This is a genomic window from Gilliamella sp. X-60 (assembly GCF_057063585.1).
The window spans coordinates 13,328-35,947 of the sequence record NZ_JBXSQJ010000009.1 but is presented as its reverse complement, the minus strand read 5'-3'; the positions used below and the strand labels follow the sequence as shown (position 1 = coordinate 35,947).

Annotated in this window: 19 protein-coding genes; all 19 read left to right on the top strand. The window is 36.9% G+C overall.

The features are described from left to right. The 19 genes from rplA to ACYIAM_RS06065 all read left to right on the top strand — a co-directional run bounded on the left by rplA (position 1) and on the right by ACYIAM_RS06065 (position 22,604). Entirely contained in the window at positions 1–702 is a 702-nt protein-coding gene (rplA, locus tag ACYIAM_RS06155) for a 50S ribosomal protein L1 (RefSeq protein WP_065638974.1), read from the top strand. A gap of 231 nt (positions 703–933) precedes the next feature. Next, on the top strand, positions 934–1,431 hold the full coding sequence (gene rplJ / locus ACYIAM_RS06150; RefSeq protein ID WP_065638973.1) for a 50S ribosomal protein L10: 498 nt from the start codon (positions 934–936) through the stop codon (positions 1,429–1,431). 59 nt (positions 1,432–1,490) lie between these two features. Beyond that, positions 1,491–1,859 carry a 50S ribosomal protein L7/L12 gene (gene rplL, locus ACYIAM_RS06145; RefSeq protein ID WP_034884317.1) on the top strand — a complete coding sequence of 123 codons (369 nt, stop codon included), beginning with the start codon at positions 1,491–1,493 and terminating at the stop codon, positions 1,857–1,859. A gap of 246 nt (positions 1,860–2,105) precedes the next feature. After that, complete coding sequence (gene rpoB / locus ACYIAM_RS06140; protein WP_174797503.1) at positions 2,106–6,134, top strand: DNA-directed RNA polymerase subunit beta; 4,029 nt, start codon at positions 2,106–2,108, stop codon at positions 6,132–6,134. 90 nt (positions 6,135–6,224) lie between these two features. Further along, a complete protein-coding gene (gene rpoC, locus ACYIAM_RS06135; RefSeq protein ID WP_174797502.1) occupies positions 6,225–10,442 on the top strand; it encodes a DNA-directed RNA polymerase subunit beta' in 4,218 nt (1,405 codons plus the stop codon). 81 nt (positions 10,443–10,523) lie between these two features. Further along, positions 10,524–10,838, top strand: a complete 315-nt coding sequence (locus ACYIAM_RS06130; RefSeq protein WP_174797501.1) for an antibiotic biosynthesis monooxygenase family protein — start codon at positions 10,524–10,526, stop codon at positions 10,836–10,838. A 1,330-nt stretch (positions 10,839–12,168) separates the two neighbouring features. Next, positions 12,169–12,498: a transcriptional antiterminator gene (locus ACYIAM_RS06125; RefSeq protein ID WP_483747635.1), complete on the top strand. Its 330-nt coding sequence runs from the start codon at positions 12,169–12,171 to the stop codon at positions 12,496–12,498. A 46-nt stretch (positions 12,499–12,544) separates the two neighbouring features. After that, complete coding sequence (locus tag ACYIAM_RS06120) at positions 12,545–12,913, top strand: SFCGS family glycine-rich protein (protein ID WP_174797499.1); 369 nt, start codon at positions 12,545–12,547, stop codon at positions 12,911–12,913. A 13-nt stretch (positions 12,914–12,926) separates the two neighbouring features. After that, positions 12,927–13,223: a DUF4312 family protein gene (locus tag ACYIAM_RS06115; protein ID WP_483747634.1), complete on the top strand. Its 297-nt coding sequence runs from the start codon at positions 12,927–12,929 to the stop codon at positions 13,221–13,223. A gap of 20 nt (positions 13,224–13,243) precedes the next feature. After that, positions 13,244–13,996: a DUF4311 domain-containing protein gene (locus tag ACYIAM_RS06110; protein ID WP_483747633.1), complete on the top strand. Its 753-nt coding sequence runs from the start codon at positions 13,244–13,246 to the stop codon at positions 13,994–13,996. Between the two features lie 14 nt (positions 13,997–14,010). Continuing rightward, a complete protein-coding gene (locus ACYIAM_RS06105; RefSeq protein ID WP_483747632.1) occupies positions 14,011–14,664 on the top strand; it encodes a DUF4310 family protein in 654 nt (217 codons plus the stop codon). A 51-nt stretch (positions 14,665–14,715) separates the two neighbouring features. After that, positions 14,716–15,870: an amidohydrolase/deacetylase family metallohydrolase gene (locus ACYIAM_RS06100; protein ID WP_483747631.1), complete on the top strand. Its 1,155-nt coding sequence runs from the start codon at positions 14,716–14,718 to the stop codon at positions 15,868–15,870. Then, on the top strand, positions 15,848–16,987 hold the full coding sequence (locus tag ACYIAM_RS06095) for a DgaE family pyridoxal phosphate-dependent ammonia lyase (RefSeq protein WP_483747630.1): 1,140 nt from the start codon (positions 15,848–15,850) through the stop codon (positions 16,985–16,987). Before ACYIAM_RS06100 ends, ACYIAM_RS06095 begins: the two co-directional genes overlap by 23 nt. After that, positions 16,987–17,730 (top strand): 2-dehydro-3-deoxy-phosphogluconate aldolase, encoded by a 744-nt coding sequence (gene dagF / locus ACYIAM_RS06090; RefSeq protein WP_174797493.1) that lies wholly within the window; start codon positions 16,987–16,989, stop codon positions 17,728–17,730. Before ACYIAM_RS06095 ends, dagF begins: the two co-directional genes overlap by 1 nt. After that, positions 17,730–19,649 carry a BglG family transcription antiterminator gene (locus ACYIAM_RS06085; protein WP_483747629.1) on the top strand — a complete coding sequence of 640 codons (1,920 nt, stop codon included), beginning with the start codon at positions 17,730–17,732 and terminating at the stop codon, positions 19,647–19,649. The genes dagF and ACYIAM_RS06085 overlap by 1 nt, the downstream gene beginning before the upstream one ends. Positions 19,650–19,884: 235 nt before the next feature. Then, entirely contained in the window at positions 19,885–20,394 is a 510-nt protein-coding gene (yceD, locus tag ACYIAM_RS06080) for a 23S rRNA accumulation protein YceD (protein WP_174797492.1), read from the top strand. Between the two features lie 4 nt (positions 20,395–20,398). Further along, positions 20,399–20,566, top strand: coding sequence for a 50S ribosomal protein L32 (gene rpmF / locus ACYIAM_RS06075; protein WP_025316508.1), 168 nt, complete (start codon positions 20,399–20,401; stop codon positions 20,564–20,566). Positions 20,567–20,599: 33 nt separating this feature from the next. Next, a complete protein-coding gene (gene plsX, locus ACYIAM_RS06070) occupies positions 20,600–21,646 on the top strand; it encodes a phosphate acyltransferase PlsX (protein ID WP_174797491.1) in 1,047 nt (348 codons plus the stop codon). A 4-nt stretch (positions 21,647–21,650) separates the two neighbouring features. Continuing rightward, positions 21,651–22,604 (top strand): beta-ketoacyl-ACP synthase III, encoded by a 954-nt coding sequence (locus tag ACYIAM_RS06065; protein ID WP_483747628.1) that lies wholly within the window; start codon positions 21,651–21,653, stop codon positions 22,602–22,604. The last annotated feature ends 16 nt before the right edge of the window (positions 22,605–22,620 follow it).

Genomic DNA, 22,620 nt, shown 5'->3' with positions numbered 1-22,620 from the left:
ATGGCTAAATTATCTAAGAAAGCTAAACTTATCCGCGAAAAAGTGAATGCGACTAAGCAATATGAAATTAATGAAGCTATCGCGTTATTAAAAGAGCTTGCTACCGCTAAATTTACAGAAAGTGTTGACGTTGCCGTTAATTTAGGTATTGATTCACGTAAATCAGACCAAAATGTTCGTGGTGCAATTGTACTGCCACATGGTACTGGACGCAGTGTGCGCGTTGCTGTCTTTACTCAAGGCGCAAATGCAGAAGCAGCTAAAGAAGCGGGTGCTGAATTAGTAGGTATGGACGATCTTGCTGATCAAATTAAAAAAGGCGAAATGGATTTTGATGTTGTTATTGCATCACCTGACGCTATGCGTGTTGTTGGTCAATTAGGTCAAATTTTAGGACCGCGCGGTTTAATGCCAAATCCTAAAGTTGGGACTGTTACCCCTAACGTTGCTGAAGCTGTAAAAAATGCTAAAGCAGGTCAGATTCGTTACCGTAATGATAAAAATGGTATTATCCATACAACTATCGGTAAAGCTGATTTTGATGCAGATAAGCTTAAAGAAAATTTAGAAGCATTACTTGTTGCGTTAAAACGTGCAAAACCAGCATCTTCTAAAGGTGTATTTGTTAAGAAAGTGAGTCTTTCAACTACAATGGGTGCTGGTGTTGCTATTGATCAAGCAACATTAAATGCAACTGTTTAATCATTTTTATCGTTAAACAAAGAAATCGGTTGGTGTCTGGCCTTAACCAGACCCCGTCCAAGACCGTAGGTGTAGTTGAAGTTTAACTACTTAATTTTCCTACGTAGACGGTGACAGAACCTGATAAGATATATATAGAAGGATTCTGCTCATCGTGGTTGTGCTAGTTACATTTGTAGCTAGTGAAAATTAGTCTAGGCTTTTGCCTAGTATAATCCAGGAGCAATACCAATGGCACTAAATCTTCAAAATAAACAAGAAATTGTTGCTGAAGTTAATGAAATCGCCAAAGGTGCGCTATCTGCAGTTGTCGCTGATTCTCGTGGCGTGACTGTAGAAAAAATGACTGCATTACGTAAATCTGCTCGTGAAGCGGGTGTTTATATGCGTGTTGTTCGTAATACGCTATTGCGCCGTATTGTTGAGGGTACTCAATACGAGTGTTTAAAAGATACGTTTGTTGGTCCAACTCTAATTGCATTTTCAAATGAGCACCCAGGTGCTGCAGCGCGTCTTTTTAAGGCGTTTGCGAAAGAAAATGACAAATTTGAGATTAAAGCCGCAGCCTTTGAAGGTGAGTTAATTACTGCAGCGAACATTGATCGCTTAGCAACATTACCTACTTATGAAGAAGCATTAGCTCGCTTGATGTCAACCATGAAAGAAGCCGCAGCTGGCAAATTGGTTCGCACTCTTGCGGCGGTTCGTGATCAAAAAGAAGCTGCTTAATTGTCAGTTTGATTATGAATATTATCAATTAAAAAAATGTAAATTTAGGAAACTATATTATGTCTATCACTAAAGAACAAATTTTAGATGCAGTTGCTGAAATGTCTGTTATGGACGTTGTTGAGCTTGTATCAATGATGGAAGAAAAATTTGGCGTTTCTGCAGCCGCAGCAGTTGCAGTTGCAGCAGCAGGTCCAGCTGAAGCAGCAGAAGAAAAAACTGAATTTGATGTAATCTTAAAAGATGTTGGTGCTAATAAAGTAGCTGTTATCAAAGCTGTTCGTGGTGCAACAGGTTTAGGCTTAAAAGAAGCTAAAGATCTTGTTGAATCAGCTCCAGCAACAGTTAAAGAAGGTGTTAGCAAAGCTGATGCAGATGAACTTAAAAAGGCACTTGAAGAATCTGGTGCAGTTGTCGAACTTAAATAAGTTTATCGATAATACGATAAATGGCTGGGGGTTTTATACCTCCAGCCTTTTTGCGCTATAATAAGTTAAAGAATTTTATTTGAAGATTATCAATAAAAGTAATATAGAAATAGTATATTTATTAAGCCTAATCAATTGATATTTATAGATATTTTCGATGAGGTGTCAGGTGCCATCAGTTAGCGATAGTACGCCTGATGAATATTTAATCATGCTAGAATAGCAGATAAGCAAGTTGAGGAACTAATGGTTTACTCTTATACCGAGAAAAAACGAATTCGTAAGAATTTTGGTAAGCGTCCACAAGTCTTGGATATACCGTATCTTCTTTCTATTCAACTTGATTCGTTCCAGAAATTTATTGAGCAAGATCCAGAGGGTCAATATGGCTTAGAAGCTGCGTTCCGTTCAATATTTCCGATAAAAAGTTATAGTGGTAACGCTGAGTTGCAATACGTGAGCTTTAAGATGGGCGAACCTGTGTTTGATGTTAAAGAATGTCAAATTAGAGGGATCACTTACTCAGCACCGTTGCGCGTAAAATTACGTTTAGTTATTTATGATAAAGATGCGCCAGAAGGAACAGTTAAAGATATTAAAGAGCAAGATGTCTACATGGGTGAAATCCCTTTAATGACGGATAATGGTACATTTGTGATTAACGGTACAGAGCGTGTAATCGTATCACAATTACATCGTAGTCCTGGTGTGTTCTTTGATAGTGATAAAGGTAAAACACACTCTTCTGGTAAAGTTTTATATAATGCTCGAATTATTCCTTATCGTGGCTCTTGGCTTGATTTTGAATTTGATCCAAAAGATAATCTTTTTGCTCGTATTGACCGTCGTCGTAAACTTCCAGCAACAATTATTTTGCGTGCGTTAGGTTATGAAACAGAAGAAATTTTAGATATCTTCTTTGAAAAAACTATTTTTGAAGTTAGCAAATCTAAGTTAAAGATGGATCTTGTTCCAGAGCGTTTACGTGGCGATACAGCGCTATTTGATATTGAATCAAAAGGTAAAATTTATGCTGAAAAAGGCCGACGTATTACAGCTCGTCACATTCGTGAATTAGAAAAAGACAAAGTTAGCAAAATTGATGTACCAGTTGAATATATCGTTAATAAAGTTCTTGCTAAAAATTATGTTGACGAAGCTACGGGAGAGGTTATTGCTTTTGCTAATACACCAATCTCATTAGAGCTATTACTTCAATTAACCAATGCTGGATATAAAAAAATAGAAACCTTATTCACCAATGATTTAGATCATGGTGCATTTATTTCTGAAACATTAAATGTGGATTCAACTCGTGATCGACTAGGTGCGTTAGTTGAAATTTATCGCATGATGCGTCCGGGTGAACCGCCAACAAAAGAAGCCGCTGAAGGGCTATTTGATAATTTATTCTTCTCTGACGAACGTTATGATTTATCCGCTGTTGGGCGTATGAAGTTCAACCGTTCTTTAGGGCGTGATGATATTGAAGGCGAAAGCGTTTTAACGAAAGATGATATCGTTGACGTAATGAAAAAATTAATCGCTATTCGTAACGGTCACGGTGAAGTCGATGATATCGACCATTTAGGTAATCGTCGTATTCGTAGTGTTGGCGAAATGGCAGAAAACCAATTCCGTATTGGTTTAGTTCGTGTTGAGCGAGCAGTGAAAGAGCGCTTATCTTTAGGTGATCTTGATTCACTAATGCCACAAGATATGATTAATGCTAAACCAATTTCAGCAGCGATTCGTGAATTTTTTGGCTCAAGTCAGCTATCTCAATTTATGGATCAAAACAATCCATTATCTGAAATTACGCATAAACGTCGTATTTCAGCATTAGGTCCAGGTGGTTTAACGCGTGAACGAGCAGGGTTCGAAGTACGTGACGTACATCCAACGCATTATGGTCGTGTATGTCCAATCGAAACGCCTGAAGGCCCAAATATCGGTTTAATTAACTCATTAGCGGTTTATGCTCGTACCAATGAGTATGGATTTTTAGAAACACCATACCGTCGAGTGATTGATGGTGTCGTAACTGACGAAATTAATTATTTATCAGCGATTGATGAAAGTGAATTTGTAATCGCTCAGGCAAACTCAAACCTTGATGAAGATGGCCGTTTTAAAGAAGATTTAGTAACTTGTCGTTTAAATGGTGAATCAGGCTTGTATAGTCCAGAACAAGTTCATTATATGGACGTATCAACCCAGCAAATCGTATCAGTTGGTGCATCATTAATTCCATTCCTTGAACATGATGATGCGAACCGTGCCTTAATGGGTGCGAACATGCAACGTCAGGCAGTACCAACGTTGAAAGCGGAAAAACCGTTTGTTGGAACGGGAATGGAACGTGCAGTGGCTGTTGACTCAGGGGTAACGGCTGTTGCTCGCCGTGGTGGTACAGTTCAATATGTTGATGCTTCACGTATTGTGGTTAATGTTAACGCTGATGAAATATATGCGGGTGAAACCGGTATTGATATTTATAACTTAACTAAATACACCCGTTCTAACCAAAACACTTGTATCAATCAAATTCCATGTGTGGAATTAGGCGAGAAAGTTGAACGTGGCGATGTGCTTGCCGATGGTCCATCAACTGACTTAGGTGAATTGGCATTAGGTCAAAACATGCGAGTGGCTTTCATGCCATGGAATGGTTACAACTTTGAGGATTCTATTTTAGTTTCTGAAAAAGTGGTACAAGATGACCGTTTTACATCAATCCATATTCAAGAATTATCTTGTATTTCTCGTGATACGAAGTTAGGCGCAGAAGAGATTACTGCGGATATTCCAAATGTTGGTGAAGCAGCATTATCTAAACTTGATGAATCAGGTATTGTTTATATCGGTGCTGAAGTTCAAGGTGGCGATATTCTGGTCGGTAAAGTAACTCCTAAAGGTGAAACACAATTAACGCCAGAAGAAAAATTGCTTCGTGCAATTTTTGGTGAAAAAGCATCTGATGTTAAAGATACTTCATTGCGCGTACCGAATGGTGTTTCAGGTACAGTTATTGATGTTCAAGTGTTTACTCGTGACGGTGTACAAAAAGATAAACGTGCGCTTGAAATCGAAGAGATGCAACTTAAACAGGCAAGAAAAGATTTAACTGAAGAACTTAAAATCTTAGAAGCTGCATTGTTTGCTCGTATTCGTGATGTACTGATTTCTGGTGGAATCAAAGCTGATAAATTAGATGCTTTACCGCGTGAAAAATGGTTAACAATCGGTATTGCAAATGAAGATAAACAAGCTCAATTAGAACAGCTTGCTGAACAGCACGAAGAAATCAAAGCTGAATTTAATAAAAAACTTGAAGCTAAACGCATGAAGATCACACAAGGTGATGATTTACAACCGGGTGTGCTCAAAATTGTTAAAGTTTACTTAGCGGTTAAACGTCAAATTCAGCCAGGTGATAAGATGGCTGGTCGTCATGGTAACAAAGGGGTTATCTCTAAAATTAACCCAATTGAAGATATGCCATATGATGACAAAGGTCGTCCTGTTGATATCGTATTAAATCCACTAGGTGTTCCGTCTCGTATGAATATTGGACAGATCCTAGAAACTCACTTGGGTATGGCTGCTAAAGGTATTGGTCAGAAGATTGATGCGATGTTAAAAGAACAGCAAGAGTTAGCTAAATTACGTGAGTTTATTCAAAAAGCGTATGATCTTGGCTTAGGGGCTGCACAAAAAGTTAATGTAGCAGAATTTACTGATCAAGAAGTCATGAATTTAGCGCAAAACTTGCGTAATGGTATGCCACTAGCAACACCAGTGTTTGATGGTGCCAAAGAGCAAGAAATTAAAGCCTTACTAGAGCTGGGTGATTTGCCAACTTCTGGTCAAATTACGTTATATGATGGTCGTACAGGTGAACAATTTGAACGTCCTGTTACTGTAGGTTATATGTACATGCTTAAATTGAATCACTTAGTTGATGACAAAATGCATGCCCGCTCTACTGGTTCATATAGTCTGGTTACTCAACAACCATTGGGCGGTAAAGCTCAATTTGGTGGTCAACGTTTTGGTGAGATGGAAGTATGGGCACTTGAAGCATATGGTGCAGCTTATACCTTACAAGAAATGTTAACCGTTAAATCAGATGACGTAAACGGCCGTACTAAGATGTATAAAAATATTGTAGATGGTGATCATCGTATGGAGCCTGCGATCCCAGAATCATTTAATGTACTATTAAAAGAGATCCGTTCGCTAGGTATTAATATCGAGTTAGATGAAGAATAATTTTTGCTAACTTAAATGATTTCTATTTATAGGGATAACTTATTAGCAATAATAAGTTATCTAATTGGTTTAACTCCATAGGAGTCAATTGTGAAAGACTTACTAAAGTTTCTAAAAGCACAAACAAAAACAGAAGATTTTGATGCTATCAAGATAGGCCTTGCTTCTCCTGATATGATTCGTTCATGGTCTTTTGGTGAAGTTAAAAAACCTGAAACAATTAATTATCGTACGTTCAAACCTGAGCGCGATGGATTGTTTTGTGCGCGTATTTTTGGACCAGTAAAAGATTATGAGTGTTTATGTGGAAAATATAAACGTTTAAAACACCGTGGTGTAATTTGTGAAAAATGTGGAGTTGAAGTAACTCAAGCTAAAGTACGTCGTGAACGTATGGGGCACATTGAACTAGCATCACCAACTGCCCATATCTGGTTTTTAAAATCATTACCATCTCGTATCGGTTTATTACTTGATATGCCTCTTCGCGATATTGAGCGAGTGCTTTATTTTGAATCATTTATGGTTCTTGATGGTGGTATGACGAACCTTGAACGTGGTCAGATTTTAACTGAAGAACAATATTTAGATGCGTTAGAAGAGTTTGGTGACGAATTTGATGCTCGCATGGGGGCAGAAGCTATCCAAGAGTTATTACGTAATATTGATGTGCAAGCAGAATGTGAAGCACTACGTGATGAACTCGCTACCACTAATTCTGAAACTAAGCGTAAAAAGCTGACCAAACGTATTAAGATTATTGAAGCATTTATTCAATCAGAAAATAAACCTGAATGGATGATTCTGAACGTATTACCTGTGTTGCCACCAGATTTACGCCCATTGGTTCCACTTGATGGCGGACGTTTTGCAACATCAGATCTAAATGATCTTTATCGTCGAGTTATTAATCGTAATAACCGTTTAAAACGTTTATTGGACTTGGCTGCACCGGATATCATTGTACGTAATGAAAAACGTATGTTACAAGAATCTGTCGATGCGTTATTAGATAATGGTCGTCGTGGTCGTGCAATTACTGGTTCAAACAAACGTCCATTGAAGTCACTTGCTGATATGATTAAAGGTAAGCAAGGTCGTTTCCGTCAAAACTTATTAGGTAAACGTGTCGACTATTCTGGTCGTTCTGTAATTACTGTAGGTCCATACTTACATTTGCATCAGTGTGGTTTACCGAAGAAGATGGCTCTTGAATTATTCAAACCATTTATTTACGGTAAATTAGAGCGTCGCGGTTATGCAACAACCATTAAAGCAGCGAAGAAAATGGTTGAGCGTGAAGATGCAATTGTATGGGATATCTTAGATGAAGTTATCCGTGAACATCCAGTATTACTAAACCGTGCACCAACATTGCATAGATTAGGTATTCAAGCATTTGAGCCGATTCTAATTGAAGGTAAAGCCATTCAATTACACCCATTAGTTTGTGCAGCGTTTAATGCTGACTTCGATGGTGACCAGATGGCGGTTCACGTTCCATTAACGTTAGAAGCACAATTAGAAGCTCGTGCGTTAATGATGTCAACCAACAATATTCTTTCACCGGCAAGTGGTGAGCCTATTATCGTTCCTTCACAGGACGTGGTTTTAGGTCTTTACTATATGACTCGTGATAAAGTCAATGCCAAAGGTGAAGGCATGATATTAACCGGTCCTAAAGAAGCTGAAAAACTATATCGCTTAGGTCTAGTTGAATTGCATGCCAAGGTTAAAGTCCGTATTACTGAAAGCCAACGTAACAGTGTAGGCGAGTGGGAAGATACTACCTCGGTTGTTGATACAACGGTTGGTCGTGCAATTTTATGGTTAATTATGCCAAAAGGAATGAGCTTCTCTGTTATCAATCAACCTTTGGGTAAAAAAGCGATTTCTAAAATTTTAAATATCTGTTATCGCCAGTTAGGCATGAAAGATACGGTTATTTTAGCTGACCAAATCATGTACACTGGATTTGCTTATGCGGCGCGTTCAGGTGTATCAGTTGGTATTGATGATATGGAAATTCCAGCGAAGAAATCACAAATCATCAACGAAGCTGAAATCGAAGTTGCTGAAATTCAAGAGCAATTCCAATCTGGTTTAGTAACTGCAGGTGAACGTTATAACAAAGTTATCGATATTTGGGCTGCCGCTAATGAACGCGTTGCTAAAGCGATGATGGATAACTTATCAACTGAAAAAGTAATTAACCGTGAAGGCGAAGAAGAAGTTCAATCTTCTTTCAATAGCATTTACATGATGGCCGACTCTGGTGCGCGTGGTTCTGCAGCACAGATTCGTCAGCTTGCTGGTATGCGTGGCTTGATGGCAAAACCAGATGGTTCGATTATCGAAACGCCTATCACTGCGAACTTCCGTGAAGGATTAAACGTACTTCAATACTTTATCTCTACGCATGGTGCACGTAAAGGTCTTGCGGATACTGCTTTAAAAACAGCGAACTCAGGTTATTTAACTCGACGTCTAGTTGATGTGGCACAAGATTTAGTGGTGATTGAAGATGACTGTGGCACCTTAGAGGGTGTGGTGATGACACCTGTTATTGAAGGCGGTGATGTTAAAGAGCCACTTCGTGAACGAGTGTTAGGTCGAGTCGCGGCTGAAGATGTATTAAAACCTGGTAGTGCAGATATCTTAATCCCACGTAACACATTGCTTGATGAAAGTAAATGTGACTTACTTGAAGCAGAATCTGTTGATAGCGTTAAAGTGCGTTCAGTGGTTTCGTGTGATACTGATTTTGGTGTGTGTGCAAAATGTTATGGTCGTGACTTAGCACGCGGTCACTTGGTCAATAAAGGTGAAGCGATCGGTGTTATTGCGGCGCAATCAATCGGTGAGCCAGGTACACAGTTAACCATGCGTACGTTCCACATTGGTGGTGCGGCATCGCGAGCGGCTGCTGAATCAAGTGTTCAAGTTAAAAACAAAGGTAGCATTAAATTAACTAATGCTAAATTTGTAACTAACCCAGACAAGAAACTGGTAATTACCTCACGTAATGCTGAATTAACCATTATTGATGACTTAGGTCGAATGAAAGAAACCTACAAAGTGCCTTATGGTTCGATTTTAAGTAAAGGTAATGGTGTTGCGGTTGATGCGGGTGAAACAGTGGCTAACTGGGATCCACATACTATGCCAGTTATCTCTGAAACTAAAGGTTTTGTTCGTTTTGTGGATATGGTTGATGGTCAAACTATTACTCGTCAAACTGATGAATTAACTGGTTTATCATCTATTGCAATATTAGATGTAGCAGAACGTACAGGTGTAGGTAAAGATTTACGTCCAGCCATCAAAATTGTTGATGCTAAAGGTGATGATATCTATCTTGCTGGTACAGAAATGCTTGCGCAATACTTTTTACCTGGTAAAGCATTAGTACAGTTAGAAGATGGTGCTGAAATCAATATTGGTGATACACTTGCTCGTATTCCACAAGCATCTGTTGGTACCAAAGATATCACCGGTGGTTTACCTCGTGTTGCTGATTTATTTGAAGCACGTAAGCCAAAAGAACCGGCTATCTTGGCTGAAATTGACGGTATCATTTCATTCGGTAAAGAGACAAAAGGTAAACGTCGCTTAATTATCACGCCATTAGATGGTAGTGAACCATATGAAGAGATGATTCCAAAATGGCGTCAACTTAACGTGTTTGAAGGCGAACAAGTTGGCCGTGGTGATGTGATTTCTGATGGTCCTGAATCTGCGCATGATATTTTACGTCTACGTGGCGTTAATGCGGTAACTCGATATATTGTTAACGAAGTTCAAGAAGTTTATCGTCTACAAGGTGTAAAAATTAACGATAAACACATTGAAGTTATCGTACGCCAAATGTTACGTAAAGCAACGGTTATTCATCCGGGTGGCTCACGCCTACTTGAAGGTGAACAACTTGAAGTTTCACGTTTGAAGATTATCAACCGTGAACTTGAAGCGCAAGGTAAAGAACCAATTGTTTATTTACACGATTTACTTGGTATTACTAAAGCATCACTAACGACTGAGTCGTTTATTTCTGCGGCTTCGTTCCAAGAAACAACTCGCGTCTTAACCGAAGCAGCTGTGGCTGGTAAAAATGACGAATTACGTGGTTTAAAAGAAAACGTAATTGTAGGTCGATTAATTCCAGCTGGTACGGGTTATGCTTACCATAAAGAACGCTTACGTAAACGCGCAATGCCATCAACTGATGAGGTTCAAACAACAATTTCAGCGGAAGAAGCAACTGCTAATTTAGCTGAATTACTAAACTCTGCTGAAGAGAATCAATAGTCTCATTAGGTTTAATTTACAAAATAGCACGCATGGCGTGCTATTTTTTTGCTATGCTTAAAACTATAAAAGGAGATTGGTATGTATATTGTAATGAACCGTTTTAAAATTAAACGGGGTCGCGAAGATACATTTATTGAAATATGGCGAAATCGTGATAGCCATCTGAAAGAAATGAAAGGGTTTAACCGTTTTTACTTTTTACAAGGAAAAACAGAAGAAAATTATACACTATTTTCTTCATTTACTGAGTGGCAATCTAAGGCTGATTTTGAAGCTTGGGTTAATTCTGAACACTTTAAGCATACCCACCGTAATACGAATAACCGACCAAATAGCAGTGATATTTACTTAGAACCGGCACAATTAGAGTGTTTCGAAGTCATACTTGAATAAATGCGATATTAAGTATGATGAAAAAGCAATAAAGCTAAATATTCATCACTCAATAATTCATAAGTATTGTGAGCAATAATAAAACGATTTGAACGTAAAGAGCATAATAACAAAAATACAAGATATCTGGAATTTGGCTGAGTTAAAAAAATAATTACCGCATAATGGATTGATTTTATTTAAAATATAAGCATAAGAATTAAATAATATTAATAACCTATCAGAGTGTTTTTTGCAGAAAATAAACAGTTCTTTTTTAACATCCTCAGTTTACCGTTATCATCATTCTCGATATAAACGCAACTATCGTTCATCTCTATGAGTAAAATAAAAGTTAAAGAAATAGGCATTATGCTCTTTGAATAATGGCATCATCTGTAGGAATTACTCGCACTATTTACAGTAATTTGAGGAGTAACGCTAATGAATATACATAAAATACATAACTAACATCTTATCACTAGCAAGAGAGGGCTATGACATCATAAAGAAAATAACCGTCATCAATTTAGTTAAATACTATAACAAAACCTATCGGGGAAAAATGTTATAGGTAGAGACGAAAAATTCACCGTTACTTACAAATGAAAGAAGATAGCATACTATAGAATGTTTATTCGTCGGTATTGATGATTTTTTACGACAGCTGCGAGTATTTATCCAAATAAATCACAATTTAGCTCGGTACAGTTTCTACAAAACGCAGCATTATCCCAATGTCTTTACGCCATTGAATGTGCCTATTGAGATAACGGATACGAATATTAAGGTATAGACAAACATCTATTTGTTAAAGCAGTACAATAAAAATATTATAAATTAATTTTTTAAAAAAATACTTCAAAAAAATGGTAAAACAGAAAAAGTGATGCGCACTTTAATGGATATGCGGCATAATCAGCAAATATTCAAAGATTAAAAATAAATAAAACAAAAGTTTTGGTGATTTATTAACGTTTATTATATGGTTAAACTGCATAAAACGCTTTTGTATAAAGCACCTTATGAATTTTTAGAAGTTTATTTTAATTATCAAGTGTCAACAAATTGGCGTTTACCTACACATCATCTAATTAAGAAATTTATAGCAATAATTTTTATTTAATATATTTATCAGGATCGAATATTATGATCTAACTCACAAAATTGAATATGGATTATAACTAATACCCCCTTGTATTGATAACCACGCTCTCAATTTGTTAATGCGTTTAACTCATTTTATAACAAATTTCCTCTTGCTGATGGAAAAATTCTCTATCCACATTACCTCTTGTTTGATTTACGCTTAAAACATCTAATTCAAAACAATAAGAGATGAGTATTTGCTATGACTCAAATAAAATTTCGAATGATTGAAGATAATCTTGAACCAGAGTTAGTCACAAAACAAACCATTAACCTTATCAATAGCTGGTTAGCACAGCATCAAATTACTCAAAATGATGTTCAAAAAGCGATGCTGTTTTCACATGTAAAAGCAATGGTTGAGCGGGCAAAAACGTTAGAAAAATTACCTGAAGTTGACCCTGCATTATTTGATGAGCTTTCAGAAGAATCTTTAGCGCTCGCACGCAAAACAGTGAATTTATTTGATAATTTACCGATAGAGGAATCGTATTTATTGGCAATTCATTATGAAGTTGCTAAAGCAAATTAAAAGTTTATTAGACAAGTAAAAAACAATAATTAACAGGAGAAATATTATGGCTGACGTAGTCATTGTTATTGGCGATAGAATGGGAAAAGGGCAAAAAATTGCAGAAGGCATTAATTCTGTAGAGGGGTGTCGTGCAATTGTCATTTCTGGTATGGCAGCAGATATGAAGCTAGGCGATGTAATGAATAGCGAAAATGCCGATTTAGGGCTTTCTTTTTGCGGTAGTGGTGGAGCTGGTGCTATTACGGCACAAAATAAATATGGTTATTCACAACGGCATGGTATGCGATCAATTGAAGAGGGCGAAACAGCCATCAATGATGGGTGTAAAGTTCTCGGTTTTGGCTTTATGGACACAGAAGAGCTAGGGCAACGTGTTGCAAAAGCATTTCTGAAAAAATATCCACGCTCATAAGCGGAAAATCAGCATGAAAAAAAAAGAGCAGATACTTGTAAGAGTTAAAGGTCATGGTGATGCTAAGCAGCAAGCATTTGCTATTGCGTTAAGTCAGGCTCAGAAAGAGGTATTTAAAAATACCAATAATATTATGTTGCGAATTGATCCGATTGATATTCAAGTTGTATCAGCAATAGAAAAGACAACCATAGAACGTTTTTTGTTTGTTTTTTTGCCAAGAAAAAAGACTTTTTATGAAATCACACTTGATGTGTCTGTTAATGTAACTTTTGTTGATTTAAGTGATATTAAATTTCTCACTGAATAACATAATGTGAAAGGGAAGTTATGGAAATCTTAATTATTGCATTTAAGTCTATTATCATCGGTGGACTTTGTGGTTTTGGGGTTGGTGCAGGGGCTGCTCGAATGTTTCATGCGCCAACGTATCAAGGTATGGGAGCGTTTCGTACATTAGGTGAGCTTAACGCGTGTGAAGGTGATCCTGCGGCGCACTTTTCATTTGGTTTAGGGTTCTTTTTTAATGCATGGGCTTCATCAGTTGCTGCCGGCTCTTTCACCCAAGATGTCGATCATCGAATTATTCCAAACTGGGGGGCTGCTTTATTGATGATAAAAAATCGTCATCTTGCTGAAACTTTGCATGATCCTAAAAAAATGGCATTTGCTTGCGCATTTATCGGCGTGATTGTTGTATTGTTTTTAAATACAACTACGTCAGTGATCCCCGATTCGCTAAAAATTACTGCAACTAAAGTACTTGTTCCAGCGGCAAATTTACTGGTTGCAACTGTGATGCCTGTTATTTTTTGGTTAGCTGCATTAGATGCAGGGCGTCGTAGTGGCTTTTGGGGCACGTTATTTGGTGGGCTTGCGCAGTTGATTATGGGCAATGCGGTGCCTGGATTAGTATTAGGTATATTGATTGGAAAAGGCGTAGATGATAGTGGCTGGAATCGTGTGATGAAAATCATGTTAGCGGCTGTCATTATTCTCTTTGTAATAAGTGGATATTTCCGTGGTTTTGATATGAAGATGATTAACTCATTTAGGAATGGTCTATCTTATTGGTGTAAATAAATAGGGAACACATTATGAATACACAAGCAATAATCAATAAAAGTTTTTGGTATGGCGATTGGTCATTCCCTATTATTTGTGGACTGCTATCTGCCGGTATTTTTGCAGGAACGCATACTTTTTATGTGTATGGTATTGGCGCATTTAACGAAATCGCATTCGTTGCCATGCTTAAATCAGGTATGACGACTGGTGATTATGGTGCTGTTGCGGCCTTTGGTGCTAGCTTTTTATTTGCCCGCGTTATTGAAGGTTCATTAGTTGGTATATTGGATATTGGTGGTGCACTACAAACCGGTATTGGACTAGGTGTACCTGCGTTATTACTTGCCGGTGGCTATACATTACCTGTTGAAAACTTTTTTGTTGCATTAATTACTGGTTTAGTATTGGGAATACTAATTGGTTTAATGATTATTTTGATCCGTAAATTTACAGTTAATAGCGGTACAGGTTCAACTTTTGGTGCAGACGTTATGATGGGCGCAGGCAATGCTTCAGGAAGATTCCTTGGTCCAATGATTATTTTATCTGCTATGGTTGCTTCAATTCCTATTGGTATCGGTTCGTTATTGGGAGCATTACTTTTTTATGTATGGAAAAAGCCAATCACAGGTGGGGCTATTTTAGGCGCTATGATTTTTGGTGGTTTGTTCCCAATTCTATAATATTAATTACCCTATATAATTTAATAAATTACATAGGGAGTGGAATAACTTATGTATGATTTAATTATAAAAAATGCCAAACTCATTGATGAATCAGTCACCGATATTGCTATTGAGCAAGGCAAGCTTATTGCGATTGCCAATACTATTACGGGGCAATCTCGACGTGTTTTGGATCTAAAAACTAAACATTATGTTAGTTCAGGATGGATTGATTCTCATACGCATTGTTTTGCTCATTCGCCCATTTATCATGATGAACCAGATTTGATTGGGGTTAAAGCTGGTGTTACCGCTGTTGTGGATGCCGGTAGCGTTGGGGCTATTGATGCTGATGAGTTTTATCAATTAGCTCAGCAAGCTAATACGCATGTTTATTCTTTTTTAAATATTTCTAAAATCGGGCTATTAAGACAAAACGAGCTTGCTGACATACAAAATATTGATATGCCTTTATTTGATGCAACACTAGCTAAGTATCCCGATTTTATTATTGGCATCAAAGTGCGAATGAGTCGTAGTGTGGTGGGTGACAATGGCATCGAACCATTAGTGAAAGCCAAAGAAATACAAAAAAATAGTGGGTTACCTTTGATGATTCATGTTGGTAATAATCCCCCAGAGCTTGATGAAATTGCCAATTTGTTAACTAAAGGTGACATTATTACACATTGTTTTAATGGTAAACCTAATCAGATCTTGGATAAAGAGAATAATCTGCGAGAATCAATCAAACGAGCAATCGAGCGAGGGGTAATTTTGGATATTGGTCATGGCGGTGAAAGTTTCAGTTTTGCCGTGGCAGAACGCGCTAAATGTTTAGGTGTTTATCCTAACACGATCAGTTCTGATATCTATTCTAAAAATCGACTACAAGGTCCCGTTTTTAGTTTGGCCAATGTGATGACAAAGTTTATCTGCCTTGGTTATAGTCGAAAAAGAATTATTGATAGTGTAACACAAAATGCGGCACAGATTTTGCATCTTAAAAATAAAGGCGTTTTATCGGTTGGTTATGATGCGGATTTGACTATTTTTGATATCAAACAGCAGGCTGTTTCGTTATTAGATTCAGAAGGTGGAATTAGGAAAAGTGATGAGCAGTTTATCCCTTTGGCATCGATTGTGGCTGATGCTGCAAAACATTCAATAAGCATTGAAATAACAGAAGAAGGTAGTAAAAATGAGCTCAGAATCTCAAACTGAAAAAGATGTTTACAGTAAATATAACTTAAAAAGGGTAATTAATGCGTCAGGGCGAATGACAATTTTAGGTGTCTCAACGCCAAGACCAGAAGTGATTGACACAGTATTACATGGACTAAATGAATATTTTGAAATTAAAGATCTGGTGGATAAAACGGGACAATATATTGCTAAATTACTCAAAGTCGAAAATGCAGTAGTAGTATCGTGCGCTTCTGCTGGCATTGTACAAGCGGTTGCAGGTTTAATTATCAAAGATGATCGTGAACTGTTATTTAATTTACATTCATCAGACAAATATGTTCCTCGTGAAATTATTGTTCCTAAAGGTCATAACGTTAATTTTGGTGCACCAATTGGTACAATGATTGCTTTAGGTGGTGGGACTATGGTTGAAGCTGGATATGCCAATGAGTGTAAACCTGAGCATATTGAATCACTAATTAATCCAGATACTGCCGCAATTTTATATGTTAAGTCACATCATTGTGTACAAAAAAGTATGTTATCAGTCGCACAAACGGCTGTAATTGCTAAAAAATATAATATTCCATTGATTGTTGATGCAGCAGCGGAAGAAGATTTACAAATTTATTATCAACAAGGTGCTGATTTAGTTATTTATAGTGGAGCTAAAGCCATTGAAGGACCAACTAGTGGTTTAGTCATTGGTCGTCATCAAGCGGTGGAGTGGTTAAAACTACAGTCACAAGGTATTGGCCGCCCTATGAAAGTAGGTAAAGAAGGCATTTTAGGATTAACTCAAGCTATTGAGCTTTATGTTCGCAGCCCCAAACCGGAAACAGGACAACAGATGGTGACTAAAATGACACCATTTATTGAAAGTCTAAATACACTTGATGGCATATCGGCCAAAGTCGTTTGGGATGGAGCAGGACGTGATATTGCGCGCGCAGAAATAGTGTTTGATGCAAGCGTGATAGGTAAAACCGCCATTGAAATGATTGACCTGATGAAACAAGGCGAAATTGCAGTGTACTTTAGAGAATATAAAGCCAATGAAGGCAAAGTCGATGCCGATGTGCGTAGTGTGACATCAGCACAACTTGATATTATTTACAATAAAATTAAAAATATTATTCAAGGAGCAAAATAATGCAACTGAGTCCAAATTATTATAATGAGCGTGTTTGTTTAAATGTACTAGCGAATTCAATAGACAATGCAAAAGCAATTTATGAAGCTGCGCAAACCCATGTGGTTGTGGGTATTTTATCTAAAAACTATTCTGATAATAAAGCAGCGATTGCTGATATGAAAAAATATGCAGCAGCTATTGATAATGCTATCTCTGTGGGACTTGGTGCGGGTGATCCTAATCAATCAACAATGGTTTCAGAGATATCAGCCGTGCTTCAGCCACAACATGTTAATCAAGTGTTTACTGGAGTTGCGGCAAGTCGCGCATTATTAGGTCAAAAAGAAACTATCATTAATGGATTAGTTTCGCCAACGGGGGAAGTAGGTTTAGTGAATATTGCAACTGGTTCTATAAGTTCAAAGTTGCCAGCAGCTATCGTTCCTGTTGAAACCGCAATTGCTTTATTGAAAGATATGGGAGGAAGTTCAATAAAATATTTCCCTATGAGCGGTTTAAAGCATAAAGATGAATTTGAGTATGTGGCTAAATGTTGTGCTGAGCATGATTTCTATCTTGAACCAACAGGCGGTATTGACTTAGACAATTATGAGGCAATCTTAAAAATTGCTTTAGATGCAGGTGTGAAGAGAATTATTCCACATATCTATAGTTCTATCATTGATAAAGCAACAGGTGCAACACGTATCAGTGATGTCAAACAACTGTTAGCTATTACACAAAAACTAGTGGATAAATAATGGCATCTAAAGTGCTTTTTTATTATCGGCGATTAGCGTATTTATTTGATACCATAAAAAACGAAACACTACCTCAACGAGAGCTAGCCAATCGTTTTTCGGTTTCTACTCGCACAATTCGTACCGATATTTCAGCACTTAACGATATTTTAGGTGATTATGGCGCCCAAGTTGATTATACCAAAAATGTTGGTTACCAACTTGTGGTAACTGATCCTATTCGTTATGCCACATTACCTATCACTCAAGTGATTGAACAAGTTCCACGAACTAGTAAAGAAAGAGTTTTGGCTTTATTGATTGCTTTTTTAACTCAATCTAATTCTGTAAAGTTAGATGATATAGCCGGCGAATGGTTTTTAAGCCGTAGTACATTGCAAAATGATATTATTGAAGTTAAACAATATTTAGATAAATATAATTTATTTCTCGAAAATAGACCTTATTATGGCATGCGGCTAATTGGCGAAGAGTCGTCTATACGTGCATGTTTAACCGATATTTTATGGCAACGCTATATGGCTGAAGATCTCATTACAGTTAATAGATTGCGCAAAACGATTTTAAATAATATTGATTTAGAGTATCTTGAAAAAATTCTTCGAAATCAACTTGAACGTTTTGAATTAAAATTGAGTGCAGAAGGGCGAGGGTATTTACTTTATAGTTGTGCTGTTTCAATTACACGAATTACCCAAGGGCATGAGTTACTTGAGTATCAAGTTGATAAAATTAATACCACTGTTATCAGCGCAGTGAGTGAAATATCTGAAGATATTTCCTATTTTTTAGGTGGCGTGCTTTCTGATGCGGAATTTAATTATTTATGTGCTCAGATTTATTCTCGCACTATTATGGATTCGCCAAATCAGTCAAAAAGCTTGGCATTGATTAATCATATATTATCTTATATTAATAATACTTATCATTATAATTTATGGGAAGATAAAAAGTTACGTCAAGATATATTAATTCATATTTCATCAATGTTGTCGCGAATTAAATATCAAATCCGCACAACGAATCCTTTATTACGGGAGATAAAACAATATTATCCTTTTGCTTATGATATTACGTTATCTGCGCTTACTAACACTGAACAATATACTGAATCCAAAATGACGGAAGACGAAATTAGTTATTTAGCTGTACATATTGGTGTAGCCTTAGAGCGTAATTATAGTGCAGGACATGAAAGATATGCACAAATTTTACTTGTAAGTGAACTTGGTAATGCAGCTTTGCGTATGATTGAATCAAAAATTAAACGGGATTTTCCACATATTAAAATAAATCGAATCCTTTCTTATAGAGAATACGAGCAACTGGCAAATATTAAAGAAGATTTTGTTGTTTCAACCATTCGTTTAACAGAAAAAAATAAGCAAATAGTTAAAATTTCACCATTTCCGACGCCTTATCAGCTTGAACAATTGGGGCGGTTGGCAATGATTGATAGAACAATGCCTTATATTATTGAGCATTTTTTTAATGAAAAGTTTTTTTTCATTATTGAACAATCAATGACACAAAAAGACCTTTTAAAAAATGTTTGTAAAAAACTTAAGCAAGCGGGGTATGTAGATGTAGATTTCTATCCGTCAGTCATTGAACGAGAGTCAATAGTGTCCACACTATTAGGTGAAAATATTGCTATTCCCCACTCTGTCGGGTTGCTGGCTAAAAAAACCATAGTAACGACTATATTAGCTCCACAAGGTATCGTATGGGATAAGAATAAAATTGCTCATGTTATTTTTTTATTGGCAATCAGTAAAGATGAATATGAAAATGCAATGCGCATTTATAATTTATTTGTAAACTTTGTCAAAGAAAGATCAACTAAGCGTTTATTAGATAGCAAAACGTTTGATGATTTTTGTGCAATCGTTAAAGATAGCTTTGGTCGACTGCCATAATTGGTAGATAAGCATATTTATTGTTTTTAGACGTAAATCTTATTTTTACCGAAACTTTTTTACAAAAGTAAAAAAATATTCAGAATGAATATTAAGGTAATAATCAATGAGTAAAACGAATTATCTTGTTTGTGCCCATTGACGAAATCATGATTTAAAGGTAATATGCGCGCCTTACGGCATTGTGTAGTTTTTAGCTACACTACATAAATTTTTAAGGTAGCATGCATATTTTATGCAAAATAAATTGCCATTAACAATTGATCCAATTAAAGCGGCACAAAAAAGGCTTGATTATATTGGATATTATCCAGCTAAAAGTGTAACAAGGGTTGAAAGTCCGCAAAGTGATCTAGAGTGCAGCTTGTCTTTTGAATTTGATGAGCAACGGCTTTGTATTATTACAATTGATGCAAAAATGACGTTAGAACAAGTTTGTCAACGTTGTTTTAAACCTTTTATCACTGAAGTTCATGTGATGAATAAATTTAGTCCTGTTAAGAGCGATGCTCAAGCAGAGGCGCTACCGGAACATTATGAACCCGTTTTAATCAACGAGTTTGGCGAAGTAGATATATTAGCGTTACTTGAGGACGAAATTATTCTTTCGTTGCCAATTGCGCCGGTACATGATAGTAAACACTGCGAAGTGTCAGAGGCTGATATGGTATTTGGTGACATTCCAAGTGAGAATGAAAAACCGAATCCATTTGCAATTTTAGTTAGTTTAAAGAATAAGGGGTAAATCCATGGCTGTTCAACAGAATCGTAAAACTCGTGCAAAACGTGGTATGCGTCGTTCTCATGATGCATTAACTGTTGCTAATATCTCAGTTGATGAATCAGGTAAAACACATTTACGTCATCATGTAACCGCAGATGGTTATTATCGTGGTCGTAAAGTGATTTCTAAATAATTATTACCTAATTAGAAATCCTCAGGTGACATTTTGGATAATCTAACCATTGCGTTAGATGCTATGAGCGGGGACTTCGGTCCTCGTGTTGTTGTTCCTGCTACAATACAAGCGCTAAATTGTTATCCAAACCTTTCTATTTTTCTGGTGGGCGATCCAGCAGAAATTAGTCTTTTTTTGTCAAAAGAAAATGTAAAACTTGTCTCTCAATATCAGCAAAAGGGGCGGTTAATTTTGACCGAATCGACTACCGTTATAGCTAATGATATGAAGCCTGCTTATGCGATTCGCCATAGTCAAGGGTCATCAATGAGAATAGCGCTTGAACTGGTTAAAGATAACAAGGCTCAAGCCTGTGTAAGTGCTGGCAATACTGGCGCATTGATGGGGTTGTCTAAACTTTTATTGCACTCTTTAACCGGCATTGATCGCCCTGCCTTAGTTGCCACTATTCCTGCATTAAATAATCAAAGTACGGTGGTGCTGGATTTAGGTGCTAATGCTGAATGTGATAGTGATATGCTAGTACAATTTGCCATAATGGGTGAAATATTAGCTAAAACAGTACTAAAAATTGAAACGCCTCGGGTTGCCTTACTTAATATAGGTGAAGAAGACATCAAAGGATTGGATAAAATACGTGCAGCTGCTTCTATTTTAAAATCAAATGATCAGATTAATTATATCGGCTATTTAGAAGGTAATGAGCTTCTAACCGGAAAAACAGATGTATTAGTATGTGATGGCTTTGTTGGCAATGTGACGTTAAAAACAGTCGAAGGCTTAGTTAAAATTTTCATGTCTTCATTTAAGTTGTCCCTTGGTAATAATTCATTATTAATGAAACTATTAAGTAAATGGTTACAGAGAAAGTTCTCAAAAAATTTTGGTTATTTGGAACCTGGACGATATAATGGTGCTTGTTTGCTTGGACTTCGAAGTATTGTGATCAAAAGTCATGGTAGTGCCAATCAAAAATCATTTTTTGCAGCAATTGAACAAGCTATTTTGGCTATACAAACAAATATACCTGAGAAGATAGCAATGAGCCTTTCTTCCGCACTACCCAAGAGCGAATAATTAGATGTATACAAAGATATTAGGAACTGGAAGTTATCTTCCAAAACAGATAAGAACTAATGCAGATCTTGAAAAAATGGTCGATACTAGTGATGAATGGATCACAACACGTACTGGTATCAAAGAAAGACGGATTGCAGAGCTAAATGAAACTGTAACGAGTATGGCTTATGAAGCTGCTATAAATGCAATTGAAATGGCCAATATCGCTAAAGAAGAAATTGGTATGATTATTGTTGCAACGGCAACTTCGGCCAATGCATTTCCAAGTTCAGCAACAGAATTACAAGCGAAATTAGGTATTAGTGATGTTGTTGCATTCGATGTATCTGCCGCTTGCTCTGGATTTGTTTATGCGCTTGATATTGCCGATAAATATATTAAAAGTGGTACAATTAAGAATGCCTTAGTTGTTGGTTCAGACATGTTAACTCGTGGTGTTGATCCAAATGACCGAGGGACTATTATCATTTTTGGTGATGGTGCAGGAGCGGTTGTTGTTGGTGCATCAGAAGAGCCGGGTATTATTGCTTCACATCTTCATGCTGATGGTCGTTATGGTGACTTATTAAAATATCCATATGTTGATCGCCGTGATATAAATGATCCAGTTTACATGACCATGCATGGCAATGAAGTGTTTAAAGTGGCGGTTAAAGAGCTTTCAAATTTGGTTGATGAACTTTTAACTGAGAATGCGTTTAACAAAGCTGATTTAGATTGGTTAGTACCACATCAAGCTAATTTAAGAATTATTTCAGCAACTGCAAAACGCCTAGATATGGATATGAGTAAGGTCATTGTCACATTGGATAAGCAGGGTAACACCTCTGCCGCTTCTGTGCCTTGTGCTTTAGATGCTGGCGTGCGAGATGGTCGAATTCAACGGGGTCACCTAATTTTATTAGAAGCCTTTGGCGGTGGATTTGTTTGGGGTTCTGCGCTAGTTAGATTTTAGTTTACAATGTATTTTT